This window comes from Streptomyces sp. enrichment culture, from assembly GCF_964272855.1.
Classification (GTDB): Bacteria; Actinomycetota; Actinomycetes; order Streptomycetales; family Streptomycetaceae; genus Streptomyces.
Genome location: NZ_OZ186847.1, coordinates 3,378,708 through 3,403,945 on the forward strand (window position 1 = coordinate 3,378,708; position 25,238 = coordinate 3,403,945).

A 25,238-nucleotide genomic window follows, 5' to 3' on the forward strand; every position below is an offset into this window, starting at 1 on the left:
CAGGTGTTAACCGACCGGTCAACTCCGTACGCCTTCCCGTCAGGTGCCGCCCACCTAGCCTGACTGGAGTCTCGGACCGCAACACTCCGACTCGACTCGCGACGGATTGAGGTTCTCGGTTCCATGAAAAGGCGCACCCTGCTCACCAGTCCGGCATCCCGGCGTCTGCTCCGGCCGGTCGCCGATCTCATCGATCAGCGCATCGACCGGCGGATCCGCTCGGCCGCGGCGGCGAACGCGGCCGAGCGGGAACGGCTGCGTGACGCCGTCGAACTGATGAAGCAGCACCAGCTCACCCTCGACCTCCTGCTCGGGTCCCGGGCGCGCGGCCTGTCGCGGATCGTGAGCCCCGGCCCCCTGGAGCGCCTGCAGGCCGACGTGGCGGCGCTGGCCGGGGACCGGGACGCCGCCGAGCGCAATGTCGCCACCGCGTTCCGGCTGCTGGTGGCGCTGGAGTCGCTGGGGGTGGGCCGGATCGCCGGCGGCACCATGAACATCTGCGGCAAGCTCGGCACGATCCCGCTGCTCGCCCCGCCGGAGAACGACGAGATCCTGGAGATCGGCACGCTGTACGGCATGTTCTCCGCCGGGCTGATCCGGATGATGGAGCGGGCCGGCCGCACCCCCAGCGTGACGATCGTCGACCCGTTCGCCGGTGTGCAGCTCCAGCCCGGCACCCCGCAGCGCCCCGACCCCACCGGCGCCCCGGTCGACGAGCACGCCGTCCGCACCAACCTCGCCCTGGCCGGCCCGGCGGGCGCCGCCGCCCGGATCCAGCGCGGCTTCTCCGAGGACCCCGGGACCCGCGCGGCCGTCTCCGACCGCTCCTACGGCGTGATCGTCGTCGACGGCGACCACTCGGCCGAGGGCGTCCTCGCCGACCTGCAGTGGGCCGAACAGATCGCCGCGCCGGGCGCGGTGGTCGTCCTCGACGACTACGGCGACCCGAAGTGGCCCGGCATCAAGGACGCCCTGGACAAGCACCTGACCGGCGAGACCCGCTTCACCTACCTGGGAAAGGCCGCGCTCTCGGCGTATCTGCGGGCTTCCTGATCTCCGGCCCCTACTGTTGACGTGTACGTTCCGCGGACACGGCACGAGGGGTCAGCGTGACCGAAACGGTCGGGAGCACGGCACTCGGGGACGCGCCGGCCGGGCGGCCCGCGTCTTCCCCGGACACACGGGAGCCGGCGCGGCGGGACGCGGACGCGGGCGGCCGGCTCCGCGCCCTGGACGGGCTGCGGCTGCTGGCCGCGCTGATGGTGGCGGCGTACCACTACGGCGGCCGGGGCGGACACGTCACCGGGGCCTGGGGGTCGTCGCCGAAGGTGCAGTTCCCGACCCTGCACCCGCTGCTGGCCTACGGCTGCCTCGGCGTCCAGGTCTTCTTCGTGATCAGCGGTTTCGTCATCTGCATGAGCGGCTGGGGCCGGTCGCCGCGCGCCTACCTCGCCTCGCGGGCCGCCCGGCTGCTGCCCGCGTACTGGGTGGCGGTCGCCCTCGTGGCGGCGGTGTCCGCGCTGCCCGTGGTGGCCTTCCCGGCGGTGTCGGCGAGCGACGCGCTGCTGAACCTGACCCTGCTTCAGGAGCCGCTGGGCGCGGACCGGGTGCTCGGCGTGGACTGGACGCTGTGGGTGGAGGTCCGCTTCTACGCGCTGTTCGCCCTGTTCGTCGTGGTGCCGGGCGCCGACCGCCGGCGGGTCCTGCTGTTCTGCGCGGTGTGGACGGCGGCGGCGGCCGTCGCGCGGGCCGCCGGCGAACCGCTGCTGTCGCTGCTGCTGATGCCCGAGTACGCGCCGTTCTTCATCGGCGGTGTCGGCATCTACCTGCTGCACCGTGACCGGCGGGACGTCACCGCGTGGGGTGTCGTGGTGGTGAGCTGGCTGACCGGGCAGCACTACGCGGTGCGGAGCCTGTGGCATCCGCCGGGCCCGGGCCAGTTCTCCCACCGCTCGTCCCTGGTGATCATCCTGATCGTCACCCTGGGTTTCCTGGCGGTCCTCGCCGTCGCCCTGGGCCGGCTGCGCCGGGCCGACTGGCGGTGGCTGACGGTGGCGGGCGCCCTGACGTACCCGTTCTATCTGATCCACGAGCATCTGGGGTGGGTCGTGATCGAGGTCCTGCACCAGGACCTCGGCCTGCCGTCCTGGCTCACGGCCGCCTCGACCGTCACGCTGATGCTGCTGCTGGCCTGGCTGGTCAACCGTTACGTGGAGACGCGGGCGACGCCCGCGCTGCGGCGGGCGCTGCGGTGACGCCGGGCGGGCGGCGCCGTCAGAGCAGGGTCGCGGCCACGCCCTCGACGATCGTGCGCAGCCCGGCCTCGAAGCCCTGGTCGCGGTTCTGGAAGAACTCGCGGCCGGAGGCGGCGGCCAGCGGGTAGTCGGCGAGCCGTTCGGCGCGCGCGTCGAGGTCGTATCCCCCGGCTCCGTCGGCCGGGTCGGGGCCCATCGACTGTTCCTCGATGACGAAGCCGATGGTGTAGCTGTACGCGGTGAACCAGGCGCGGGCGGCGGCCTGCGGGGTGAAGCCCGCCTGGACGAGCGCGCGGAGGTGGGCCTCCATGGGCTCGGCGTACGACAGATCCGTGAAGCGGGTGCCCGCGTAGACCTTGGCGCCGTCCCGGTAGCGCAGCAGGTGGGCGCGCAGGCCGCGCATGCGGAGCAGGAGGGTCTCCCGCCAGTCGCCGTCGGCCGGGTCCGTGCCGGGGGCCGGTTCGGCGGACATCCGGCGCATCATCTCCGTCGCCATCTCGTCGAGCAGCGCCTGCTTGTCCTTGAAGTGCCAGTACAAGGCGGGGGCCTTGACGTCGAGTTCCTTGGCGATGGCGCGCAGGGTCAGGCCCTCCAGACCGACCTCGTTCAGCAGTTCGAGGGCGGCGTCCGCGACGCGGCGGCGGTCGAGGGGGGCTCGTCGTTCCGTGCTCACGGGAGCCAACTTATCGCGCGGCCCGCTTGACAACTTAACAACGTTAAGGGGACTCTCGGAGGCAGGCGCACTTAACAACGTTAAGGAGAGACCTCATGACCACTGCTGTCGACACGGACGTCCTGATCGTCGGCGCCGGCCCGACCGGGCTCACCCTGGGAATCGACCTCGCCCGGCGCGGCGTCGACGCGCTCCTCGTCGAGCGGGCCGACGGGCTGTTCCCCGGATCGCGGGGCAAGGGCATCCAGCCCCGCACCATGGAGGTCTTCGACGACCTCGGCGTCCTCGGCGCGATCCGCGCGGCGGGCGGCACGTACCCGGTCGGGGCGATCTGGCAGGACGGCGCGAAGGTAGGCGAGCACCGGATGTTCGACCCGGTCGAGCCGACCGAGGACGCGCCGTACGCGGAGGGGTGGATGGTGCCGCAGTGGCGCACCCAGGAGATCCTGCGGGCGCGGCTCGCCGAACTGGGCGGGCGGGTGGCGTTCGGCCGGGAGGTGACCGGCATCGCCCAGGACGCGCACGGCGTCACGGCCCGCTTCGCCGACGGTTCCGTACTGCGTGCCCGGTACGTCGTGGCCGCCGACGGCGGACGGTCCGCCGTGCGCGCCGCGCTCGGCATCGGCATGACCGGCGAACTCGTCGACCCGGGCCCGATGCTGGTGGCGGACGTCCGGATCACCGGCCTGGACAGCGACAACTGGCACATCTTCCCGCCGCGCGGGGACGACGACGGCTTCCTCGCCGTCTGCCCGCTCGCGGGAACCGAGGACTTCCAGGTGATGGCCCGCTTCCCGGAGGGCGGCACGGTGGACGTCTCCCCGGACGGCGTGCGCAAGGTGATCGCCGGCCGGTCCCACCTCGCCCCCGAGGCGGTGACCGAGGTGCGCTGGGCGTCGGACTTCCGGCCGCGCGCGGCGCTGGCGGACCGCTTCCGGGCCGGGCGGGTGTTCCTCGCGGGGGACGCCGCGCACGTGCACTCACCGGCCGGCGGCCAGGGCCTGAACACCAGCGTGCAGGACGCGTACAACCTGGGGTGGAAGCTGGGCGCGGTGCTGCGGGACGGGGTGGACGCGGGCATGCTCGACACGTACGAGGCGGAACGGCGCCCGGTCGCCGCCGACATGCTGGGCCTGTCCACCCGGGTGCACCGCGGGGAGGAGCGGCGCGGGGACGCGACCCGGCAACTCGGGATCGGCTACCGGGAGTCGGCACTCACCCGGGAGACCCGGCAGGCACCCGGCGCGCTGCGCGCCGGGGACCGCGCGCCCGACGGCACCCGGGACGGCGTACGGCTGTTCGACGCCTTCCGGGGGCCGCACTGGACGCTGCTCACCGTGGGCACGGACACCGAACTGCCCGCGCTCGCGGCACCCGTCGTACGGATCCCCGCGTACGCCCCCTACGGGACCGGGGTGTTCCTGGTCCGCCCCGACGGTTACGTAGGCTGGGCCGGGGACACGGCGGCGGGCCTGCCGGAGTACGCGGCGCGGATGGGCCTCGCGCGGTAGCGGCAAGGGGCGGGCGGCAGGGTCAGGCGCTCGCCACGGACAGCTTCACCGCGAAGCCCAGGAAGAGCGCCCCCGCGGCCGAGGTGGCCCCCGCCGCCAGCCGCCGCCTGCGGCGGAACGCGTCGGCCAGGCGGGTGCCGCCGAAGATCAGCAGCGAGAGATAGAGGAAGCTCGCCGTCTGGAGCAGCGCGCCGAGGACGACGAAGGAGAGCGCGGGGTAGGCGTAGTCCGGGTCGACGAACTGCACGAAGAAGGAGATCAGGAACAGGATCGCCTTCGGGTTGAGCAGGGAGACCACCAGGGCGCGGCGGTACGGGTGTTCCTCGGCGGACTCCGCGACGGGCGCGACGGCCGCCGCCTCGGTCTGCTGCCCCCGCGCCTTCCACATGGCCCACGCGGAGCGCAGCATGCCGTACGCCATCCACGCCAGATACGCGGCACCGGCGTACTTCACCACCAGGAACAGCAGCGGCGTCGTCGTGAGCACCGAGGCGGCGCCGAGCGCCGCCAGCGTCATCAGGATCGCGTCCCCCGTGAACACCCCGGCCGCCGCCGCGTAACCGGTACGGATGCCCTTGCGGGCGGCGACGGACAGCACGTAGAGCGAGTTGGGCCCGGGGAGCAGGACGATCAGGACGAGGCCTGCCAGGTAGGTGGGGAGATCGATGACGCCGAACATGGCATGGAGTGTCGCACGGGGGTACGACACCGCATGCCGGGTCTCAGAGGGTGGGACGGTCAGTCGTCGCCGTCGAGGAGGGTGTCCACGGGGAGGTCGAGGGTGACGCCGACGGACTCGGGGACGGGCACGCTCTGACCTCGCTCGAAGCGCTGAGGGTCGGGGTACTTGCCGTCGATCGGGTTCTGGTAGAGGAGGACCTCGTCGTGCTTGCGATCCGCGATGATGCAGACGGGAATGTTGGCCCGGGCATAGACATCGACCTTGGTGGCCGTGTCGTTCGTCCAGTTGGAGGAGGTGACCTCCAGGACGAGACGGAAGATGTGCGGGGCGTAGCAGTTCTTCTCGACGCCGGCGTCCTTGTAGTCGGCATCGACAATGGACAAGTCCGGTACCGCGTAATCCTCGGGTCCCGTCGGCAGCCAAAGGCCGATCCCCGACACCGTTCTCAGTCCGGCCTGCCGGTCTCCCGCTCTGTGGCATTCCACGATCAACCAAGACAGTGGCACTTGATGCGGCCCATCCGGCGGCGGTGTCACGACGATGCTCCCGTTGAGGATCTCCACCCGGTGCCCGGGCAGCTCCTCCCAGAGCCAGTCGGCAGCATCGGAAAGCGACGACTCGTGCAGCATCACAGCCACGGCACCCTCCGTTCGGGAACACCCTCCATGAGCGTAACCGCGGATGTGCCGCTTCCCACCCAGTTCACTCGTTCGAAGTAACTGCCCAGCTCAGAACACATCCGCCGGCACATACACCCCCCAAACCTCCCGCAACGCCCCGCACACCTCCCCCACCGTCGCCCGCGCCCGCAGCGCGTCCTTCATCGGGTACAGGACGTTGTCCTGCCCCTCGGCGGCCTTCCTCAGGGCGGTGAGGGCGGTGTCCACCGCCTGCCGGTCGCGTTCCGCGCGGAGCCTGCTCAGGCGTTCGACCTGCTGGGCCTCGATGGCGGGGTCGACGCGCAGCGGCTCGTAGGGCTCCTCCTCGTCGAGCCGGAAGCGGTTGACGCCGACGACGACCCGCTCGCCGGAGTCGGTCTCCTGGGCGATCCGGTAGGCGTTGCGCTCGATCTCGTTCTTCTGGAAGCCGTGCTCGATGGCGGTGACGGCGCCGCCCAGGTCCTCGACCTTCCGCATCAGCTCCAGCGCCGCCGCCTCGACGTCGTCGGTCATCCTCTCGACGACGTAGGAGCCCGCGAAGGGGTCGACGGTCGCCGTCACGTCGGTCTCGTGGGCCAGCACCTGCTGGGTGCGCAGCGCCAGACGGGCGCTCTTGTCCGTGGGCAGGGCGATCGCCTCGTCGAAGGAGTTGGTGTGCAGGGACTGGGTGCCGCCGAGGACGGCGGCCAGGCCCTGGACGGCGACCCGCACCAGGTTGACCTCGGGCTGCTGCGCGGTCAGCTGCACGCCGGCGGTCTGCGTGTGGAAGCGCAGCATCAGCGACTTGGGGTTTCGCGCGCCGAACTCCTCCTTCATCACCCGCGCCCAGATGCGGCGGGCGGCCCGGAACTTGGCGACCTCCTCCAGGAGCGTCGTACGGGCCACGAAGAAGAAGGACAGGCGGGGCGCGAAGCCGTCCACGTCCATGCCCGCCGCGACCGCCGTGCGCACGTACTCGATGCCGTTCGCCAGCGTGAACGCGACCTCCTGCGCGGGGGACGCGCCCGCCTCCGCCATGTGGTAGCCGGAGATCGAGATGGTGTTCCACTTCGGGATCTCGGCCTTGCAGTACTTGAAGATGTCGGCGATCAGCCGGAGGGAGGGCTTGGGCGGGAAGATGTACGTGCCGCGCGCGATGTACTCCTTCAGCACGTCGTTCTGGATCGTGCCGGTCAGCTGGTCCGCGCCGACGCCCTGCTCCTCGGCCACCAGTTGGTAGAGCAGGAGCAGCAGCGCCGCCGGGGCGTTGATCGTCATCGACGTGGAGACCTTGTCCAGCGGGATCCCGCCGAACAGCACCCGCATGTCGTCGATGGAGTCGATCGCCACGCCCACCTTGCCGACCTCGCCGTGCGCGATCGGCGCGTCGGAGTCGTGGCCCATCTGGGTGGGCAGGTCGAAGGCGACGGACAGGCCCGTGGTGCCGTGGGCGATCAGCTGCCGGTAGCGGGCGTTGGACTCCACCGCCGTGCCGAACCCCGCGTACTGCCGCATCGTCCAGGGGCGGCCCGTGTACATCGACGGGTACACGCCGCGCGTGAAGGGATACGCGCCCGGCTCCCCCAGCTTCTCCGCCGGGTCCCAGCCCTCCAGCGCCTCTGGGCCGTAAACCGGCTCGATGGGCAGTCCGGACTCCGACTCGCGTGCCATGGCGTGCCTCCGCGCTTCTGCGTACTGGGACCTTCCTCACAACGATGCCGCGCCGTTCGCAACCCGTCACGCGCGGGGAACATCTCAGGTGACACCAGTGCGGTGCGCGGGGCACGGCGGTGCGACGACAGGGGGGCTGTCATGCGCGGTACGACGGGTGGGGCACGGGCGGTCGCCGCGCTGGCGGCGCTGCTGACGGTGGGCGGCTGCACGGCACAGGCGGTGGACGCCGACGGCGGTCCGCGCGGGCCCGTGCACATGGAGGTGACCGGCACCGCCCCGGCCACCCCGGCGCCGTCCGCCCCGGCCCGCTCCACCCCGTCGCCCGCCGTTCCCGAGGACGACAAGCCGAGCACCGCGCCCGCCGCGCCGGCGCCCCCGCCCCCGGTGCTGTGGTCCCCCGGCGACAACGGGCCCGACGTCCGCGAGCTCCAGGCCAGACTCCGGCAGGTCGCCTGGCTGTACGACGGCCCGACGGGGACGTACGACGATCTGACCGAGCAGGCCGTCAGAGGCTTCCAGGGCAAGCGCGGACTGCCGCGGACCGGCGAGACGGACACCGTCACCTGGCAGCGGCTGCTGGACATGACGCGTGAACCGGGGCAGTGGGAGCTGTATCTGATGGGCGGGCAGCCCGCCGACGCGCCCGACCCGCGCTGTCTGTCCGGGCGGGTGCTCTGCATCAGCAAGTCGAGCCGCACGATGCGCTGGATGATCGACGGGCGGACGGTGTCGACGCTGCCGGTGCGGTTCGGCTCGGAGTACACCCCGACCCGCGAGGGCGAGTTCCAGGTCTACTGGAAGTCCCGCCACCACCACTCCACGCTCTACGACTCGCCGATGCCGTACGCCATGTTCTTCAGCGGCGGTCAGGCGGTGCACTACTCCGCCGACTTCGCCGCGCGCGGCTACGCGGGCGCCTCGCACGGCTGCGTCAACGTACGGGACGAGGCGGCGATCGCGGAGCTGTTCGAGGAGGTGCGGACCGGCGACAAGGTCGTCGTCCACTGGTGAGGATGCGGGGCGCGGGCGGGACCGGGGGAACGTGTCCCGCCCGCGCCAGGTGCACGAGCCGCGGGTACGGGGGGAACCCCGGCTCGGTGCAACGGCCGATGACCAGTCGGCTCACTCTGTACTGCGCCGAGGCGACGGAAAACGTCACACCTTCGCGAAAAAAAGTTGAGCGAAATACAAAAGCGCAGGTCAGGCCAGGTTGCCAGGTGGTGCCGGCCGGTGCTGTCAGCCGGTGGTGTACGGCGGCGTGAAGGAGGGGCGCGGCGAGAGGGACGCCCGGCCGGGGCGCTCCCGGCGGTCGTCGCCGCCGGGGCCGTCGTCGTCGCCGTCGTGACCGTGCGCGCCGGGGCGGGTTATGCCGTGGCCGTCGTCGTCGTTGTCGCCCTGGCCGTTGCCGTTGTCGCCGGCCCCGTGGCCCTGGCCGTTGCCGCCGCCGTTGCCGTCGCCCTTGCCCTCGTCCTTGCCGGTGCCCTCGCCGTTGTCGTCGCCCTTGCCGTTGCCCTTGCCGGCGGTGGACCCGCCGGGGGCGTGCCGCAGGACGTTCTCGCAGTACCGCGTCACCCGCCAGGAGCCGCCCGCCACCTCCTCCAGGGCGCGTCTGCGGTCGGCGTCCAGGCCGCGGCCGTCGCGCACGGCACGGCAGGCCGCGGCGAGCTCGGTCCACGAGCGGCCGGAGTCGCCGTCGCCTGAAGGGGGCGTCGCCCGGTCCTCGCCGTCCCGGCCGGCCTCCGGTTCACGCTCGGGCGACTCTCCCGACGGCTCCCCCGGGTCGGGGGTGGCCAGGCCGGACGTACCGCCGTGGGTGCCTTCCGGGGACGGCGTGATCAGCGGGCGGTTCGGAGTGGCGGCGGCCGACACCGAGGCTCCGGGGGCCGGTTCGGCCTCGTCGAACGGCGTCGGCAGCACTCCGGTTCCGGCCGCGAAGGCCACCCCGCCGATCATGCCGGCGGCCAGCGCGGCGGCCAGCGCCAGACGCAGCGGGCGGTGCCGGCGGGCGCCGCGGCCGGTCGTCGTACGGTCGTCCGGGCGGGCGCCGATGCGGAACAGCCCGGCGTCGGACAGGTGGCCGCGGGCGGGTCGGGCGGCGGTGGCGGGTGCCTCGACGTGCTCCTCGCGCTGGTCCCGGGCCTTGCGGAAGGCGGCCAGCGCGGCGGCCTCGCCGGGGAGTTCGTCGCTGGTCGGCGGGGGTGTGGCGGCGAGCGCGCCGAGTGCTTGGGCGAGCCGCTCGGCCTGGATGCGGGCGTCGGCGCCGGCTGTGCCCGGTGACTCGCCGCTCAGCAGACGCTCCACCGTCTCACGGTCCAGCCACGGGTACTGCTCGTCGGCCATCACATGTCCTTCTGCGTCCGCGCGCGCGTATGCGTCACACTCGCGGACGTCACCGCGCGGCCGCGCGGTTCTCGCTGGGGCGGCAGGGCGTCGAGCACCCCGGCCGATTCCGGATCGCCGCTCGGGTCGCCGAGGAGTTCGGCCAGCCGCTTCAGTCCGCGGTGCGCCGCCGTCCGTACCGCGCCGGCCCGCTTGCCGAGCGTCTCGGCGGCGGTGTTGGCGTCCAGGCCGACGACCACGCGCAGCACGACGGCCTCGGCCTGGTCCTGCGGGAGGCGGGCTATCAGGGAGAGCGTGCGGTCGGTGGTCAGCGCCTCTATGGCCTCGCCGGCGGTGTCGGACTCGGCGGCCTTCCCCGTCAGTTCCGTCTCGTCGCCGCCTATCGCGGGGCGGCGGCCGCGCATGCGTATGTGGTCCAGGGCGCGGTTGCGGGCGATGCGGGCGGCCCAGCCGCGGAAGCGGTCCGCGTCCCCGCTGAACCGTTCGAGGTCCCGGGCGATCTGCAGCCAGGCCTCGGACGCCACGTCCTCGGCGTCGGGTTCGCCGACCAGCGTCCGTACGTATCCGAGCAGCCGCGGGTGCACCGCGCGGTACACAGTACGGAACGCGGTCTCGTCCCCGTCCTGTGCCGCAAGCACCGCGGCCGTCAGCTCCGCGTCGTCCCCCAGCACCGCACTCCCTCTGCGCCACACCGGCGCCGCTTTCGCGCGGGCGTCTGCCACGTCTCGCTCTGTCCGTCTTCCATCTGTCCGCGGCCCGGCGCGAATGGCACGTTACGGCGTGAAACCGCTCCCCGTCCACGCCCCCAGAAGGTCGGTAGAAGATGCAACTAACTCGTGACTCGATGGTTGCGCGCGGGCGCGGGAGCTGGGACGACGCCGAGATACGGCCCTGGGGGCGGCCCGGGTGTGACAGAAAACGCATCCGTGGCGCTGTAGGAAGTACGGGTCGCCGCGCGGCCCGTGCCGCGCGACGGCCGGGGCCTCTCCTGTGGGGGGTGGCGGCCCCGGCCGTTGCCCGGGCAGCACCGGCGGAGCCCCCGCGGCGAGGAGTCACCCGCCCGGCCTACTCCTCTTTCCCCTTCGCCTGCCCGGGCTCGTTCTTCTCGCTCTGCCCCGCCTGCTCGCCCTGATCGTCCGGCTTCGCCTGGTCGCCGGGGGGCGTCGACGTGCCCGTGTCCGCTCCCGTCCCGTCCGGCCTGCCCTGCTCGTCCGGCTTCGTCCGGGCGTCCTCGCCCAGCGCCGCGCAGTACGCGGCGACCTTCTCCGCGCCGCCCGCCGCGGCGATCAGCCGCTGCCAGGCCGTCGCGTCCAGGGCGTTGCCGCGACCCCCGACCTGCTCGAAGGCCCGGCACTGGGCCTCGGTGTCAGCGGCGGCGTCCGGACGGTCCGGGCGGGCCGGTCCGGTGCCGGACGCCGGGGCCGACGGCCGGGCGGAGGGCCGGTCGGCCGTCGGGTCGGCGGGCTGGGAGCGAGCGCTGTGGGACGGGGTGGCGCGGCGGTGGTCGCCGGCGGTGTCCCGACCGGAGGAGCCGGCCGAGCCGATCGCCGCGACCGCGACACCGCCCAGCGTGAGACTCACGGCGAACAGCGACAGCGCCGCCTTCGCCGAGCGCGCGAGTCCGGGCCGGGTGCGGGGCCGCCAGTCGTCGCGGCGCCGGGTGCGGGGACGCCGGGCGCCGGTCTCCCGGGCGACCCGGAACGCGGCCACGGCCCGTCCCTCGGCCTCGGCGTCCACACCGTTCGTACGCATCGTGGCGGCGAGCCACGCCTCCAGACGGCCGGTGTCCTCGTCCAGCGGGCCGGACGCGGAGGTGCCGGGGTGGTGCGCGTGCAGACGGTCGGGGGCTCCGTCACCGCTGAGCCGTTCACCCATGTCCGTTTTCCCGTCCCGTCCGACCTCTGCGACCCGCGCGGCCGGATCCTTCGCCCTCGCCGTCGTCGTCACTGTTCATTTCGACTCACCCAGCGTCCCGCGGCCGACATCCGTCACACCCCGGTCGGCCAGCTGCCCGGCCAGCCGCTTCAGCCCCCGGTAGGCGGCGGTGCGCACCGCGCCGGGCCGCTTGCCGAGGACGCGCGCGGCGGCCGGCCCGTCGAGGCCGACGACGACCCTCAGCAGCACGGCCTCGGCCTGCTCCCGCGGCAGCGCGCGGACCAGTTCCAGGGCCTGCTCGGTGGAGATGGACTCCAGGGCCTGGTCGTGGGTGGTGTGCGGGCCGGGCAGGTCCAGTACGTCCTGTTCCAGCGCCGACGCGCGGGGCCGTACCCGCTGCCGGCGCAGGTGGTCCAGCGCCCGGTGCCGGGCGATGGTGGCGCTCCAGCCCCGGAAGCCCGCTCCGTCCCCCTTGAACCGCCGGAGGTCGCGGGCGATCTCCAGCCAGGCGTCGGACGCCACGTCCTCGGCGTCGTCGCCGACCATGCCGCGCAGGTAGCCGAGCAGCCCGGGCTGCACCAGCCGGTAGACGACCGCGAAGGCGGCCTCGTCACCGTCCTGGGCCCGCGCGACGGCCGCGCCCAGTTCCCCGTCGTACGCCTGCGTTCCGCGGGGTTCCCCTCCCTGGCCCAAGAACTGTCCTCGCCCTTTACCGGTCGTGGCGGATCCGCACCGGGGAACCGGCCGCCCTTGCCCACCCGTGTCCCCCACGGTCATCAGCGCCGGGCCGCACAGAAGTGTCACAGCTCGTCAGCCGCCCGGCGGCGCCTGCCCGTCCCTATGCCACAGCCCTGCGCGCCCGCCCGTGGAGGGTCAGGTAGAACGTCTGGAGGGACTCCTCGGGAGCGCCGGAGTCGAAGCGGTTGTGCACCTTGCCGAGCGGGTTCCAGACCCGTCCGTCGGGCATGCGGACGCCGACCGGCTGGCCGAAGTACGCGCGCTGGTGGGCGTCGAAGTCCACCCAGACCGCCCCTGCGCGGCGCACCAGCACCTCACCGACGTACCCGCCGAGCCCGAACAGCGTCTCCGCGGGCCGTTCCCGTTCGGCTCCGCCCTTGCGCAGTCCGTCGAGCAGGAAGTCGACCACCCGCAGGCTGGCCACGGAGTAGTCCAGCGGCAGCCGGTTGCGGGCGGTGACGCGCCTGACGAAGGCCGTGGTGTAGGGGCGCATCTCTCGCGCGCACGGTGTTCTCCCGCCGGTAGCCGCCGCGTTCACGAGCCCGTCCCTTCGCTCATCCGGGGAACCCGCTCCGGCTCCCCCGGATGATCCAGCGCCCGCCGCCACCGGAACATCACGGGGCACGGGCGTGTCCATTCGCACACTGGCAAATCACAGGCCCTGTACAACCTTTGACGGTCTCGGTCGTCGCTCGTGACGGATCCGTGGCGGCGGTGCCGCGGCCGCTCCGTTCGGGTGAGCTTTCACGGCAGGTGCCCCCACGGTGGCCCCGGGGCGGGAACGGCTTCTCCCGATGCGTTACAGCCAGCCGGTTCCAGCCGGGTAGGAAGAGGTCACCCCCTGATGCGTCTTCTGCCGCGCACCGTCGTCGCGACCGCCCTCGCACTCGCCGCCCTCGGCCTGACCGGTCCCGCCGGGCAGGCGCACGCCGAGGGGACGGGCACCGTCCACACCATCGACATCCTCGGCTCCGACCCCATGCACCGGGCCGTCCCCCGGCGCGCCACACAGCCGTTCCGCATGGTCGGCGTCACCTGGGACGACCCGCACACCGCCCTGGAGGGCACCATCGAGGTCCGCACCCGCTCCGCCGCGACCGGCGAGTGGACCGGCTGGCGCGCCCTCGACACCGACGCCCGCACCCCCGAGACGGGCCCCGACCACATCCGCGCCGGGGTGCGCGGCGGCACCCAGCCGCTGTGGACCGGCCTCGCCGACGGGGTGCAGGTGCGGGCGTCGGGCCTGCGACTGCCCGAGGGCATGCGGGTGGAGCTGGTCGACCCCGACGGGGACGACCCGGACACGCCCTCCGACACGGGCACGGGCACGTCCGCCGGCACGGGCACGCCCTCCGACACCGGCACGGGCGCTGGCACGCCGCTGCCCACCGCCGACCGGCCCGCCGTCACCTCGCGCGCGGGCTGGGGCGCCGACGAGTCGCTGGTCCAGAACCCGCCGACCTACACCACCGGCACCCAGGCGATCTTCGTCCACCACACGGCCGGCACCAACGACTACACCTGCGACGAGTCGGCGTCGATCGTCCGCGGCATCTTCACGTACCACGTGCAGAGCAACGGCTGGAACGACATCGGCTACCACTTCCTCGTCGACAAGTGCGGCACCGTCTTCGAGGGCCGCGCGGGCGGCATCGACAAGCCGGTGCAAGGCGCGCACACCTACGGCTTCAACACCGCCACGAGCAGCATCTCGGTGCTCGGCGACCACAACACGAAGGCCGTCAGCGCCGCGGCGCGCGCGTCGATCGCGAAGGTCGCCGCCTGGAAGCTCGGTCTGTACGACCGCGACCCGTCCGACACGGTGACACTGACCGCCGGCGCCGACAACGGCAGGTACACCGCGGGCCAGAAGGTCACCCTGTACCGGATCTCCGGCCACCGCGACGGCTACCCCACCGACTGCCCCGGCCAGAGCCTCTACGGCGACCTGCCCGCGATCCGCGTCCTCGCCGCGGACGCGCGCCGGCTCACCGTGCCGACCGCCCCCTGACCCGGCCGCTCAGTGCCGGAGCGCGACGTCGTCCGTCGCGTCCCGGCACAGCAGCCGCAGCGAGCCGTCGCCCGAGAAGCAGCGGCGGGCCTCCTCGATGGGGTCCCACAGCCGGCCGTCGGGGGTGCGCACCCAGTGGTCGCCGCCGGTCGCCCACCACTCCGCGCCCGTCTGCCGGACGATCACCTCGCCCGCGTACGCCCCGAACCCCCGCAGCACCGCCTGCACGGCGGCGTACGGCGGCTGCTCGCGGCGCAGATCGGCGATGAACCGGTCGACGCGCCACAGGCTCTGCGCCGAGTAGTCGAGGCGCACCCGCGCCCCCTCCCGCATCGCCGCGACCGCGTCTCCCGCCCACCGCACCGGTTTCGCCGCGGCGGAGGGCCTGATCTCCTGCTGTGTCGTCGTCACATGGGGGTAAGCGCTCAGAGCCGGAGTTCCGTCACCCGGATGCGGCGCCTTCCCCGCAACCGGCCCAGGACCGCCCCACTCGCCCCCGGAACGGTCACAGGATTTCCGCGCGGTCGGGGGTTTACGCGTGCCGGGCCCGGCGTGACACCACCGCGCGCAGCACGCGGCGGCCCTCGGTGGAGACGTCCAGCGCGCGGCGCAGGCCGCCGGTGCCGTGCTCGGCGAGCAGTTCCAGGACGGTGACCTGGCGGCGCAGTTCGGCGGCGACGAGCGGGGGCATGCCGTCGGTGCGGCCGGCCCGCCGGGAGTCGACCGAGTCGGCGTCGTCGGCGGAGTCGAGCATCCGGTGGACCTGGAGGGCGGCGACGGAGCAGGCATCGGCCCACGCCCGCGCCTCGGGGGCGGACCTGATGGCGGGGGCGGCGGCCAGCATCCGCCGGACGAGCAGGGCGGCCTCGTCCTCGGCGTCCTCGGCGTCCACGACATCCGCGACGCCCAGTTCGGCACGCACCCGGTCCAGCAGGGCGCCCCAGGCACCGGCGTCGCCGCCGTCCACGAGGTTCGCCCACAGCGGGCGCAGCAGTTCGTCGTCCGCGCCCAGCAGGGGCACGCACCGATCCAAACAAGCCAGTCCGCTGGCGGCCAGCCCGCGTTCGTCGGCCTGAGCGATCAGTTCCACCAGGCTCATCCACGCCTCCCTTTTCGGGCCCGTCTGCGGCCTGTCATGGGCACCGACCTTAACGGAGCCCGCACTTCCCCTTACTGCGTGCGACCGCCGAGTTCTGTCACAGCGGCACGACACCCAGCCGGTCGAGGAGGCGGAAGAAGAGGTTTTCGGCCAAGGGGTCGGGCTCGGCGGTCAGCACGTCGTGGAGCGGTTCGGCGGGGACGGTGTGCCCCGCCTCGGCGGCCCAGGCGACGGCCCGTTCGGCGGCGTCGCGGGGCGGCAGGAAGTAGTCCTCCAGGGTCAGCCCCTCGCTCTCGGCGCCGAGGTACCGGGCCGTCGCCGCCCGCGCCAGACAGCCGGTCCACACCCCGCTCTCCTCGCCGGCGGCCTCCAGGACCACGCAGGCGCTGTCCATGACGTAGCCGAAGAGCGCGGGCGCCCCGGTCTCCCGGGCCAGCGCGCCCATCCCGGCGATCTCACCGTCCGCGCTGGGCCACTCCCACACCTGCCAGCCGCCCGGCGCCGTGGCGTGCGGCCGCAGCCCCTCCATGCCCGCCAGCGCCGTCAGCCCGTCCAGCGGCCGCTCGGCGCGGCCCACGACGAAGTACCCCCAGTAGCCCATGTCCCGCCCCCGCACTGTCGGCCCGGCCCGAACAACCACAGCCCCGCCGGACGCCGCAGCGGTACCGCGGAATCAGCCGAGCCTGTCCGCCAGTTTCCTGAACTCCGCCCAGGAAAGCGAGGGTTCGCCCGGGTTCCAGAGCTTCTGCACGGTGGCGCGCAGGGGCATTCGGATGCCCGCCGCGACCTGCTCCTGCGTCTGCGAGCCGGCCAGGTCGCACCAGACGGCGAACGTGCCGCCGAGGATCTGCCCGTCGTACCGCTCGGGAACGGCCTCCGTGCCGCGCAGCACCCGCGGTGTCCACTGCTCGTAGATCCGCTCCCCCGTCGGATAGACGAAGGTCTGCGGCTCGCCGAGCACGTAGTACAGGAACTCGTCGTTGTAGTTGATCACCTGGCGTCCGGTGCTCAGATACTCCACCGGCTGCCGGGCCCCGATCTCCTTGCCCGTCCAGTACGCGACCTGGATCTTCTCGTCGGCCTTCACGGACGTGCCCTCGTAGAACCCGTCGTTCCACGCGCGCGGCGTCCTGTCGTGGACCCGGACGGTCAGCGCGCGGTCGTTGAGCCAGCCGGTGGCCAGGTCGGCGACGGTCGCGCCGGCGCCGTAGGCCTCCCGCGCGGCCGCGGCGAGCTGCGGGTACGACGCCTCGGGGTCGGAGGCGGTGAGCGCCAGGTACTCGTCGCCGCCCAGATGCCAGGGCGTGCCGGGGAAGAGGCCGGCGAACTCGTTCAGCAGGTCGTCGACGATCTCGGCGGCCTTCGGGTCGGAGATGTCGACCGCGCCGCGCGCCGCGACCCCCTGCGCGTTGCGCAGCTGGAGGTCGGGGTGGGCGTCGATGACCGCGCCGAGATGCCCCGGCGAGTCGATCTCCGGCACCACGGTGATGTGCCGGCTCTCGGCCAGCTCGACGATCTTCCGCACCTGCGCCTTCGTCAGGTGGTCCTCCGACACGATCTCCGGGTGCGTGTCGGACTGGATGCGGAAGCCCTGGTCGTCGGAGAAGTGCAGGCCCAGCTGGTTGTATTTCAGGTCCCCCAGCTCCCGTACCCGGTCCTCGATCCAGCCCGCGTCGAAGTGCTTGCGCGCGATGTCCAGCATGAACCCGCGCTGCGGCTTGGCCGGCTCGTCGCGCACCACGCCCTCCGGGGCGCTCCCGCCGCCGCGCACGGCCTGCTTCAGGGTGCGGGTGCCGTAGAAGACCCCCGCGTCGTCGGGGGCGGTGATGGTGACCCGGCCGCCGCGCACGGTCATGGTGTACGACTCCGGGTCGGCGCCCTCGTCGTCGTTCAGCGCCAGCCGTACGTCCCCGGCCTTCAGGTCGCCCTTCCGCCCGCCGTACGTCACCCCCAGTTCGTCGGCGATCAGCCGCCCCTCGTCCTCGAGGGCGGCGTCGCTGACCACCACCCGGTACCCGCGCTCGGGCTGCCAACCGGGCCCGCGCGCCGGCGTGTGCGCCCGTACGGCGGGAATGGTGTCCGGCGCCGAGGACAGCGGGTAGCTCCGGCTGGGGGTGGGCGTCGGGCTCGGCTCCGCCGGGGCGGGCGCCCGCGCGGACTGCCCGGCCGACGGCAAGCGGGCCGAGCCGACCGGCTCGCCGCGCCCGTCGTCACCTCCGCCGGCCCACACTCCCAGGCCCACCCCGGCCGCCACGACGACGACGGCGGCGCCGGCGGCCACCGCAGCCGTCCGCGTCCGCCTCGCCCTCCTCGCCGGCGCCCGGCGCCTGTGCTGGCTCACGCCGCCAACGTACGCCGGAAGCGGACGCGACGCGTCCACCAAACGTTCCTAAACTCTCCCGTGCGGGTGAAATTCGGGCAACCGTCGGACACGCCGTGACCACTCTCGATAACGTGAGCACACATCCTTCACACCTTCCTCGAGGACCCACGCTGCCCGCGCACCGTCTCCCCGACCTCCCCAGCCGGCTCGCCATACCGGATCGGCCCCGCCACACCGGTGCCCCGCCGGCCGCCTTCAACACCGCACCCGCCGATTCCGTCCGGCACACCCTTCTCACCTGCCTGCACAGCCACCGCTGGGCCGACCGCGTCGCCGCCCACCGCCCCTACCCCGACCTCGGCTCCCTCCTGGCCGCGGCGGACGAGGCGGCGTACGACCTGACACCGGCGGACGTGACGGAGGCCCTGGCGGCGGAGTCCCTGCCGGAGCTTCCGGAGGGAACGTACGAGGCGGCACATACCGCCCTGAACGCCGCGTACGCCGCCTACGAGGCCAAGTTCGGTCATGTCTTCGTCATCTGCGTGAACGACGTATCACCGGACGAGGCGCTCAACCACGCCCTGACGGCCATCCGGTCACGATTGGCCAACGATCCGGAGGACGAACGCCTGGTGGTGGCGGAGGAACTCCGGCGCCTGGCAAAGGGGCGGCTGGCGGACGCCCTCAGGGACGCGGGGCCGTAATCGATCCTGCGACTGCCGCCGCATGGGCGCGACCAGCCACAATGGCGACGCAACCGGCGGATAACAGGACACCCCGCGACAGAAGCCGCACCCTAACCCATCCGCGTGCCAGTTTGATCACACCGGTAGGCCCCGCGTAAGCGCCGCAGGCAACCGTCGCTACGATGCTGGGGGCCGGTGGACCGTACCCGGCCGGGCCCGTCCGACCACCGAAGCCGGCAGGCCCCAATCCCGCTCCCGGAGGGTTCTTCCGTGCCGGCTGGAACGCTGTACCGCGGACGGGAAGGAATGTGGTCCTGGGTGGCTCACCGAGTCACCGGCGTCCTCATTTTCTTCTTCCTGTTCGTACACGTGCTGGACACCGCACTCGTGCGTGTCTCCCCAGAGGCCTACGACAAGGTCGTGGCCACGTACAAGACGCCGATCGTCGCCGTGCTGGAGTACGGCCTCGTCGCCGCCATCCTCTTCCACGCGCTCAACGGCCTCCGCGTCATCGCCGTCGACTTCTGGTCGAAGGGCCCGCGCTACCAGAAGCAGATGCTCTGGACCGTCGTAGGCATCTGGGTCGTGCTGATGCTCGGGGCGATCTACCCCGTCCTCGGCCACGCCGCTCGTGAACTGTTCGGGAGCTGACGCCCATGTCCACCACTGAGACCACCGCATCCGGTGTCGGCCCCGTCGAGGGCGGCTACAGCGTCGACAACCCGGCGCCCTACATCGAGGCCCCGCGCAAGCGCACGAAGAAGACCCCGAAGTCCACGCGGGGCAACTTCGAGCTGGCGGCCTGGCTCTTCATGCGCCTGTCCGGCGTGGTGCTGGTCGTCCTGGTCATCGGCCACCTGCTGATCCAGCTCGTGCTCGACGGCGGCGTCTCCAAGATCGGCTTCGCCTTCGTGGCCGGCCGCTGGGCCTCCCCGTTCTGGCAGGTCTGGGACCTGCTGATGCTGTGGCTGGCGATGCTGCACGGCGCCAACGGCCTGCGCACGGTCATCAACGACTACGCGGAACGTGCGAACACCCGGCTGTGGCTCAAGGGCCTGCTCTACACCGCCACGGTGTTCACCATCCTGCTGGGCACGCTGGTGATCTTCACCTTCGACCCGAACATCCGCTAGGCACGGGGCTGCGAGAATCATGAAGATCCACAAGTACGACACCGTCATCGTCGGCGCCGGTGGCGCCGGTATGCGCGCGGCCATCGAGTCGACGAAGCGCAGCCGCACCGCGGTCCTGACCAAGCTCTACCCCACCCGCTCCCACACGGGCGCCGCGCAGGGCGGCATGGCCGCCGCGCTGGCCAACGTGGAGGAGGACAACTGGGAGTGGCACACCTTCGACACGGTCAAGGGCGGTGACTACCTGGTCGACCAGGACGCCGCCGAGATCCTGGCGAAGGAGGCCATCGACTCGGTCCTCGACCTGGAGAAGATGGGCCTGCCGTTCAACCGCACCCCGAACGGCACGATCGACCAGCGCCGCTTCGGCGGTCACAGCCGCAACCACGGCGAGGCCCCGGTCCGCCGGTCCTGCTACGCCGCGGACCGCACCGGCCACATGATCCTCCAGACGCTGTACCAGAACTGCGTCAAGGAGGGCGTGGAGTTCTTCAACGAGTTCTACGTCCTGGACCAGCTGATCACCGAGGTCGACGGCGTCAAGAAGTCGGCCGGTGTCGTCGCGTACGAGCTGGCGACCGGTGAGATCCACGTCTTCCAGGCGAAGGCCGTGATCTACGCCTCCGGCGGCTGCGGCAAGTTCTTCAAGGTGACGTCCAACGCGCACACGCTGACCGGTGACGGCCAGGCCGCCGTCTACCGTCGCGGTCTGCCGCTGGAGGACATGGAGTTCTTCCAGTTCCACCCGACCGGCATCTGGCGCATGGGCATCCTGCTGACGGAGGGCGCCCGCGGTGAGGGCGGCATCCTCCGCAACAAGGACGGCGAGCGCTTCATGGAGAAGTACGCGCCGGTCATGAAGGACCTCGCGTCCCGTGACGTCGTGTCCCGCTCCATCTACACGGAGATCCGTGAGGGCCGCGGCTGCGGTCCCGAGGGCGACCACGTCTACCTGGACCTCACGCACCTGCCGCCGGAGCAGCTGGACGCCAAGCTCCCGGACATCACCGAGTTCGCGCGGACCTACCTCGGCATCGAGCCGTACACGGACCCGATCCCGATCCAGCCGACCGCGCACTACGCCATGGGCGGCATCCCGACCAACGTCGAGGGTGAGGTCCTGGCGGACAACACCACCGTCGTGCCGGGCCTGTACGCCGCCGGCGAGGTCGCCTGCGTCTCGGTGCACGGCGCCAACCGCCTGGGCACCAACTCGCTGCTGGACATCAACGTGTTCGGCCGCCGCGCGGGCATCGCCGCCTCCGAGTACTCCCAGAAGGCGGACTTCGTCGAGCTGCCGGAGAACCCGGAGTCCCTGGTCGTCGAGCAGATCGAGCGGCTGCGCAACTCCACCGGCAACGAGCGGGTCGCCCAGCTCCGCAAGGAGCTGCAGGAGACCATGGACGCCAACGTCATGGTGTTCCGCACCGAGCAGACGATCAAGACGGCCGTCGAGAAGATCGCCGAGCTGCGCGAGCGCTACAAGAACGTCGCGATCCAGGACAAGGGCAAGCGGTTCAACACGGACCTGCTGGAGGCCATCGAGCTGGGCAACCTGCTCGACCTGGCCGAGGTCATGGCGGTCTCCGCCCTGGCCCGCAAGGAGTCCCGCGGCGGTCACTACCGCGAGGACTACCCGAACCGCGACGACGTCAACTTCATGCGCCACACCATGGCGTACCGCGAGGTCGGCGCCGACGGGTCGGAAACCGTCCGTCTCGACTACAAGCCGGTCGTCCAGACCCGCTACCAGCCGATGGAGCGTAAGTACTGATGGCTACCCCTGTTCTGGACAAGGTCGAGACCCCCGACTCGGGGTCCGCGGCCTCGCCGTACATCACCGTCACCTTCCGGGTCCGCCGGTTCAACCCGGAGGTCTCGGCGGAGGCGACCTGGGAAGACTTCCAGCTGGAGATCGACCCCAAGGAGCGCGTCCTCGACGGTCTGCACAAGATCAAGTGGGACCTGGACGGCACGCTGACCTTCCGCCGCTCCTGCGCCCACGGCATCTGTGGCTCGGACGCCATGCGGATCAACGGCAAGAACCGTCTGGCCTGCAAGACGCTGATCAAGGACATCAACCCCGAGAAGCCGATCACGATCGAGCCCATCAAGGGCCTGACGGTCCTGAAGGACCTGGTCGTGGACATGGAGCCGTTCTTCCAGGCGTACCGGGACGTGATGCCCTTCCTGATCACGAAGGACACCAACGAGCCGACCCGTGAGCGGCTGCAGTCGGCCGAGGACCGTGAGCGCTTCGACGACACCACGAAGTGCATCCTGTGCGCCGCCTGCACGTCCTCCTGCCCGGTGTTCTGGAACGACGGGCAGTACTTCGGCCCGGCGGCCATCGTCAACGCGCACCGGTTCATCTTCGACTCGCGTGACGAGGCCGGCGAGCAGCGCCTGGAGATCCTGAACGACAAGGACGGCGTCTGGCGCTGCCGTACGACCTTCAACTGCACGGACGCCTGCCCGCGCGGTATCGAGGTCACGAAGGCGATCGCCGAGGTGAAGAGGGCGCTGATCACGCGCCGCTACTGACCCTCTTTCGGGTACGTGGCCCAGGGCCCCGTCTCCGGTGCACAGCACTGGGGGCGGGGCCCTGGCGTGTCTACGGGCGGCACAATGCCGGGGTTTGGGCAATTTGCCTCTTATTCTGACGTTATGTCAGACAACCAGTCGTACGAGCTGCTCGGTTTCGACAACGTGCTGCTGCCCGTCGGCGACCTCGCCGAGGCGGTGACGTTCTACGAGCGCGCCGGGTTCACGACGGCCTTCCGGATCGACGAGGCCGGGATCGCGTTGCTGAAGGTCGGGGGCGAGACGCCCGGCCTGCTGCTGCGACAGGAGGAGGAGTTCGGGCACCGGCCGCCGCCGTGGCCGACGCCACGGGTGTGGCTGGAGGTGCCGGACGCGCGTACGGCGGCGCGGGCACTGACCGGCGCAGGTATCACCCTGCTCGACGAACCCTCCCCCGTGGCCACCGGATGGACGGTCGAGATCGCCGACCCCTGGGGGAACGTCCTGGGGTTCACGGACTACAGCAAGCGGCCGGAACTGGGGCGCCGCCCCTGAGGCGGGCGTCACATCGGCAGCACTCCTTTCTGCGTTGAACGCGTTCAAAAACAGGTCTACAGTCTCCCCTGTCAGCGTTTTGAACGCGTTCAAGAAAGGGTGGGGGACATGGACCGTACGGTCGTCGCCTACGTCATCTACCTGCTGGTGAGCATCTCCCTGACCATCTGGGTGGCCCGCACGCTGAGCCGCAACGGGCGGGTCTTCCTCGCCGACGTGCTGCACGGCGACGAGAAGCTCGCCGACGCCGTCAACCACCTCCTCGTGGTCGGCTTCTACCTCGTCAACCTCGGCTTCGTGGCGCTGTACCTGAGCGACGACGAGACCCTCACCGACACCCGCGGGATCTTCGAGGCGCTGTCGACGAAGCTGGGCGTGGTGCTGCTGGTGCTGGGCGTCATGCACCTGGGCAACGTGTACGTGCTCAACCGCATCCGGCGGCGCGGCGTGATGGAGCGCGAGCAGCTGCCGCCGGTCGCCCCTCAGAGCTGGGCCGCTCCCACGGCCGGGGCGTGAACGCGGTGAGCGCTGTCGACGCGGTGGACGGGGTGGACGCGGTGGCCGCCACCGCCTGGGGCCGGGACGCCGCGCGCGTCCCGGTCCGCCGGCTCACCGTGCTGTACGACGCCGAGTGCGGCCTGTGCGGCTTCCTGCGCGACTGGCTGGTACGGCAGCCCCAGCTCGTCCCGCTGGAGGTGGTGACCGCCGGCTCCGACGAGGCGCGGCGGCGCTTCCCCGGCCTCGACCACGGCGGCACGCTCGACGAGATCACCGTCGTCGGGGACGCCGGACAGGTGTATCAGGGGACGGCCGCGTGGATCGTCACGTTGTGGGCGCTGCGCGAGCACAGGGGACTCGCGCATCGCCTCAGCACCCCGTCGGGGGCGCTGCTGGCCCGCGGCGCGGTCCTGGCCGCCGCGAAGCTGCGGGGCGCGCGGGGGAGGCGCGGGCGGCGGCAGGACGGGCAGTGGGCCGGGCGGGCCTACCGCCGCGCGGACGGATGGGTGTACGACCCCGGCGTCGGCTGGCGGTACGACCCGCCCGGCTGCGGCGGCGAGGCCTGGCCCCCTGGAGACCCGGGCCACTGACTAGGCTCTTCCACCGTGCCTGCGAAGAACGACAGCCCCGGTGCGGGCGACACGCCCACCAAGTCCGAGCAGACCCGCGCGCTGATCCTGGAGACGGCCATGCGGCTGTTCCAGGAGCGCGGCTACGACAAGACGACCATGCGGGCCATCGCCAAGGAGGCCGGGGTCTCCGTCGGCAACGCGTACTACTACTTCGCCGGCAAGGAACACCTGATCCAGGGCTTCTACGACCGGATCGCCGCCGAGCACCAGGCCGCGGTCCGCGAAGTCCTGGACCGGGAGACGGAGCTGGAGGCGCGGCTGGCGGGCGTGCTCAAGGCGTGGCTGGACGTGGCCACGCCGTACCACGAGTTCGCGGTGCAGTTCTTCAAGAACGCCGCCGACCCGGACAGCCCGCTCAGCCCGTTCTCCCCCGAGTCGGAGCACGCGCGCGTGGAGGCCATCAGCGTCCACCGGCAGGTGCTCGCCGGGGCGACGAAGACCAAGGTGCCAGAGGAACTGCGGGACGTTCTGCCCGAGTTGATGTGGCTGTCCCAGATGGGACTCTGCCTGTACTGGATCTTCGACCGCACCGAGGGCCGGGAACGCAGCTACCGGCTCGCCGAGCGCGGCGCCCGGCTCACCGCGCGAGGCGTTTCGCTGGCCCGCTTCCGGGTGCTGCGGCCGCTGGTGCGGGAGGTGCACGAGCTGTTCACGGACTTCCTGCCCGGGATGACGCGGATGCTGCCCGCCCCCGGTGGCAAGTCCGCGGAACGACCCGGCGGAGGTCCTGAAGGACCCGGTAGGGATTCTGAATGACCCGGTGGACGACCTAGGGGGTGTCTCGTCGATCAGGCCGGATGAGGGAGCGGCGTCTGGTGCCGTGCGTCGCAAGGCGGAGGAGGGAGCCGATGCGATGGGGGTCCCTCCCTGCTCGAGCGGAGCCGAGAGCTTGGGGGAATCGGGGACCGACGACAACGCGGCGAGGCGCGGTGCCAGACGCCGCGAGCCCGGCATGATCGGCGAGACGTCCCCTAGGGGCGCGCGTGGACGAGCGCCCAGACCGTCTTCCCATGGCTCCCCCGGCTCCACACGCCCCACGCGGCGGCGACGTGCTCCACCAGGTGCAGACCCCGGCCGCTCTCCTCCCATGGGTCCGGGGTGCGCATCCGGGGGACGGCCCGGTCCTCGTCGGAGACCTCGACGAGACAGGAACCGTCGGCCAGCGCGGTCACCGTCACCTCGAACTCGCCCTCCGCGCGGGCGCCGTGCCGTACGACGTTGGTGGCCAGCTCGGACACCAGCAGCACGGCGTCCGTGAGCGCCGGATCGTCCGGGCCGTGCCCCCAGTCGCCCAGATGGTCGCGCACCCGGCGCCGGGCGAGCCCCACGGACGCCGGATGCCTGGGCAGCCGAAAGGAGTAGCGCCTCACCACGTTCGCTCCTCACCCCCCA

28 protein-coding genes are annotated in these 25,238 nt (G+C 72.1%); 14 read left to right on the top strand and 14 right to left on the bottom strand.

Annotated elements, in window-relative coordinates; all coding sequences use genetic code 11:
- Nucleotides 1-123: 123 nt before the first annotated feature.
- Together ACSU6L_RS14270 and ACSU6L_RS14275 are read left to right on the top strand one after the other, a co-directional pair.
- Entirely contained in the window at nt 124-1,053 is a 930-nt protein-coding gene (locus ACSU6L_RS14270; RefSeq protein WP_437056938.1) for a class I SAM-dependent methyltransferase, read from the top strand.
- A 56-nt stretch (nt 1,054-1,109) separates the two neighbouring features.
- Complete coding sequence (locus ACSU6L_RS14275; RefSeq protein WP_437056940.1) at nt 1,110-2,255, top strand: acyltransferase family protein; 1,146 nt, start codon at nt 1,110-1,112, stop codon at nt 2,253-2,255.
- A gap of 19 nt (nt 2,256-2,274) precedes the next feature.
- Here the strand turns inward: ACSU6L_RS14275 and ACSU6L_RS14280 are convergent, their stop codons facing one another.
- Nucleotides 2,275-2,928 (bottom strand): TetR/AcrR family transcriptional regulator C-terminal domain-containing protein, encoded by a 654-nt coding sequence (locus ACSU6L_RS14280; protein WP_437056942.1) that lies wholly within the window; start codon nt 2,926-2,928, stop codon nt 2,275-2,277.
- Nucleotides 2,929-3,023: 95 nt separating this feature from the next.
- On the opposite strand from ACSU6L_RS14280, the gene ACSU6L_RS14285 reads away from it, so the two are divergent.
- Nucleotides 3,024-4,439, top strand: coding sequence for an FAD-dependent oxidoreductase (locus ACSU6L_RS14285; RefSeq protein WP_437056944.1), 1,416 nt, complete (start codon nt 3,024-3,026; stop codon nt 4,437-4,439).
- A 22-nt stretch (nt 4,440-4,461) separates the two neighbouring features.
- Here ACSU6L_RS14285 and leuE read toward each other — a convergent pair whose 3' ends face one another.
- The 3 genes from leuE to ACSU6L_RS14300 all read right to left on the bottom strand — a co-directional run bounded on the left by leuE (nt 4,462) and on the right by ACSU6L_RS14300 (nt 7,430).
- Nucleotides 4,462-5,118 carry a leucine efflux protein LeuE gene (leuE, locus tag ACSU6L_RS14290; protein WP_437056946.1) on the bottom strand — a complete coding sequence of 219 codons (657 nt, stop codon included), beginning with the start codon at nt 5,116-5,118 and terminating at the stop codon, nt 4,462-4,464.
- Between the two features lie 59 nt (nt 5,119-5,177).
- Nucleotides 5,178-5,750 (bottom strand): Uma2 family endonuclease, encoded by a 573-nt coding sequence (locus ACSU6L_RS14295; protein WP_437064889.1) that lies wholly within the window; start codon nt 5,748-5,750, stop codon nt 5,178-5,180.
- A gap of 99 nt (nt 5,751-5,849) precedes the next feature.
- The gene (locus ACSU6L_RS14300; protein ID WP_437056948.1) at nt 5,850-7,430 is read right to left on the bottom strand and encodes an acyl-CoA mutase large subunit family protein; all 1,581 of its coding nucleotides are present in this window, start codon (nt 7,428-7,430) and stop codon (nt 5,850-5,852) included.
- Nucleotides 7,431-7,571: 141 nt separating this feature from the next.
- On the opposite strand from ACSU6L_RS14300, the gene ACSU6L_RS14305 reads away from it, so the two are divergent.
- Nucleotides 7,572-8,444: a L,D-transpeptidase family protein gene (locus ACSU6L_RS14305; RefSeq protein ID WP_437056950.1), complete on the top strand. Its 873-nt coding sequence runs from the start codon at nt 7,572-7,574 to the stop codon at nt 8,442-8,444.
- Nucleotides 8,445-8,669: 225 nt separating this feature from the next.
- Here the strand turns inward: ACSU6L_RS14305 and ACSU6L_RS14310 are convergent, their stop codons facing one another.
- From ACSU6L_RS14310 to ACSU6L_RS14330, 5 genes are all read right to left on the bottom strand, one after another.
- Complete coding sequence (locus ACSU6L_RS14310; RefSeq protein ID WP_437056952.1) at nt 8,670-9,773, bottom strand: hypothetical protein; 1,104 nt, start codon at nt 9,771-9,773, stop codon at nt 8,670-8,672.
- Nucleotides 9,773-10,444, bottom strand: coding sequence for an RNA polymerase sigma factor (locus ACSU6L_RS14315; protein WP_073940408.1), 672 nt, complete (start codon nt 10,442-10,444; stop codon nt 9,773-9,775). The genes ACSU6L_RS14310 and ACSU6L_RS14315 overlap by 1 nt, the downstream gene beginning before the upstream one ends.
- Nucleotides 10,445-10,838: 394 nt before the next feature.
- Nucleotides 10,839-11,648 carry a hypothetical protein gene (locus tag ACSU6L_RS14320; RefSeq protein ID WP_437056954.1) on the bottom strand — a complete coding sequence of 270 codons (810 nt, stop codon included), beginning with the start codon at nt 11,646-11,648 and terminating at the stop codon, nt 10,839-10,841.
- 75 nt (nt 11,649-11,723) lie between these two features.
- Nucleotides 11,724-12,341, bottom strand: a complete 618-nt coding sequence (locus ACSU6L_RS14325) for an RNA polymerase sigma factor (RefSeq protein ID WP_437056956.1) — start codon at nt 12,339-12,341, stop codon at nt 11,724-11,726.
- A 145-nt stretch (nt 12,342-12,486) separates the two neighbouring features.
- Nucleotides 12,487-12,879: a hypothetical protein gene (locus ACSU6L_RS14330; protein WP_437056957.1), complete on the bottom strand. Its 393-nt coding sequence runs from the start codon at nt 12,877-12,879 to the stop codon at nt 12,487-12,489.
- A 351-nt stretch (nt 12,880-13,230) separates the two neighbouring features.
- Here ACSU6L_RS14330 and ACSU6L_RS14335 point away from each other — a divergent pair, with 351 nt between their 5' ends.
- Nucleotides 13,231-14,397 carry a peptidoglycan recognition protein family protein gene (locus tag ACSU6L_RS14335; protein ID WP_437056959.1) on the top strand — a complete coding sequence of 389 codons (1,167 nt, stop codon included), beginning with the start codon at nt 13,231-13,233 and terminating at the stop codon, nt 14,395-14,397.
- Nucleotides 14,398-14,406: 9 nt separating this feature from the next.
- Here ACSU6L_RS14335 and ACSU6L_RS14340 read toward each other — a convergent pair whose 3' ends face one another.
- The 4 genes from ACSU6L_RS14340 to ACSU6L_RS14355 all read right to left on the bottom strand — a co-directional run bounded on the left by ACSU6L_RS14340 (nt 14,407) and on the right by ACSU6L_RS14355 (nt 17,837).
- On the bottom strand, nt 14,407-14,808 hold the full coding sequence (locus tag ACSU6L_RS14340; RefSeq protein ID WP_437056961.1) for a hypothetical protein: 402 nt from the start codon (nt 14,806-14,808) through the stop codon (nt 14,407-14,409).
- A 121-nt stretch (nt 14,809-14,929) separates the two neighbouring features.
- Nucleotides 14,930-15,496 carry a hypothetical protein gene (locus tag ACSU6L_RS14345; RefSeq protein ID WP_437056963.1) on the bottom strand — a complete coding sequence of 189 codons (567 nt, stop codon included), beginning with the start codon at nt 15,494-15,496 and terminating at the stop codon, nt 14,930-14,932.
- 97 nt (nt 15,497-15,593) lie between these two features.
- Nucleotides 15,594-16,097 (bottom strand): hypothetical protein, encoded by a 504-nt coding sequence (locus tag ACSU6L_RS14350; RefSeq protein WP_437056965.1) that lies wholly within the window; start codon nt 16,095-16,097, stop codon nt 15,594-15,596.
- Between the two features lie 72 nt (nt 16,098-16,169).
- Nucleotides 16,170-17,837, bottom strand: a complete 1,668-nt coding sequence (locus tag ACSU6L_RS14355) for a family 20 glycosylhydrolase (RefSeq protein WP_437056966.1) — start codon at nt 17,835-17,837, stop codon at nt 16,170-16,172.
- 113 nt (nt 17,838-17,950) lie between these two features.
- Between ACSU6L_RS14355 and ACSU6L_RS14360 the strand changes: the two genes are divergently transcribed.
- The 9 genes from ACSU6L_RS14360 to ACSU6L_RS14400 all read left to right on the top strand — a co-directional run bounded on the left by ACSU6L_RS14360 (nt 17,951) and on the right by ACSU6L_RS14400 (nt 24,602).
- Nucleotides 17,951-18,523 carry a 2-oxo-4-hydroxy-4-carboxy-5-ureidoimidazoline decarboxylase gene (locus ACSU6L_RS14360; RefSeq protein ID WP_437056968.1) on the top strand — a complete coding sequence of 191 codons (573 nt, stop codon included), beginning with the start codon at nt 17,951-17,953 and terminating at the stop codon, nt 18,521-18,523.
- Between the two features lie 252 nt (nt 18,524-18,775).
- The gene (gene sdhC, locus ACSU6L_RS14365) at nt 18,776-19,156 is read left to right on the top strand and encodes a succinate dehydrogenase, cytochrome b556 subunit (RefSeq protein WP_073940416.1); all 381 of its coding nucleotides are present in this window, start codon (nt 18,776-18,778) and stop codon (nt 19,154-19,156) included.
- A gap of 5 nt (nt 19,157-19,161) precedes the next feature.
- Entirely contained in the window at nt 19,162-19,638 is a 477-nt protein-coding gene (locus ACSU6L_RS14370) for a succinate dehydrogenase hydrophobic membrane anchor subunit (RefSeq protein ID WP_073940417.1), read from the top strand.
- A gap of 19 nt (nt 19,639-19,657) precedes the next feature.
- Entirely contained in the window at nt 19,658-21,412 is a 1,755-nt protein-coding gene (gene sdhA / locus ACSU6L_RS14375; protein ID WP_437056971.1) for a succinate dehydrogenase flavoprotein subunit, read from the top strand.
- Nucleotides 21,412-22,182: a succinate dehydrogenase iron-sulfur subunit gene (locus ACSU6L_RS14380; protein ID WP_073940419.1), complete on the top strand. Its 771-nt coding sequence runs from the start codon at nt 21,412-21,414 to the stop codon at nt 22,180-22,182. The genes sdhA and ACSU6L_RS14380 overlap by 1 nt, the downstream gene beginning before the upstream one ends.
- Before the next feature lie 123 nt (nt 22,183-22,305).
- On the top strand, nt 22,306-22,716 hold the full coding sequence (locus ACSU6L_RS14385; RefSeq protein WP_073940420.1) for a VOC family protein: 411 nt from the start codon (nt 22,306-22,308) through the stop codon (nt 22,714-22,716).
- Between the two features lie 108 nt (nt 22,717-22,824).
- Complete coding sequence (locus ACSU6L_RS14390; protein ID WP_437056973.1) at nt 22,825-23,232, top strand: hypothetical protein; 408 nt, start codon at nt 22,825-22,827, stop codon at nt 23,230-23,232.
- 41 nt (nt 23,233-23,273) lie between these two features.
- Nucleotides 23,274-23,804 carry a thiol-disulfide oxidoreductase DCC family protein gene (locus ACSU6L_RS14395; protein WP_437064891.1) on the top strand — a complete coding sequence of 177 codons (531 nt, stop codon included), beginning with the start codon at nt 23,274-23,276 and terminating at the stop codon, nt 23,802-23,804.
- Between the two features lie 15 nt (nt 23,805-23,819).
- Nucleotides 23,820-24,602 carry a TetR/AcrR family transcriptional regulator gene (locus ACSU6L_RS14400; RefSeq protein ID WP_437056975.1) on the top strand — a complete coding sequence of 261 codons (783 nt, stop codon included), beginning with the start codon at nt 23,820-23,822 and terminating at the stop codon, nt 24,600-24,602.
- 215 nt (nt 24,603-24,817) lie between these two features.
- Here ACSU6L_RS14400 and ACSU6L_RS14405 read toward each other — a convergent pair whose 3' ends face one another.
- The gene (locus tag ACSU6L_RS14405) at nt 24,818-25,219 is read right to left on the bottom strand and encodes an ATP-binding protein (RefSeq protein WP_437056977.1); all 402 of its coding nucleotides are present in this window, start codon (nt 25,217-25,219) and stop codon (nt 24,818-24,820) included.
- Between the last annotated feature and the right edge of the window lie 19 nt (nt 25,220-25,238).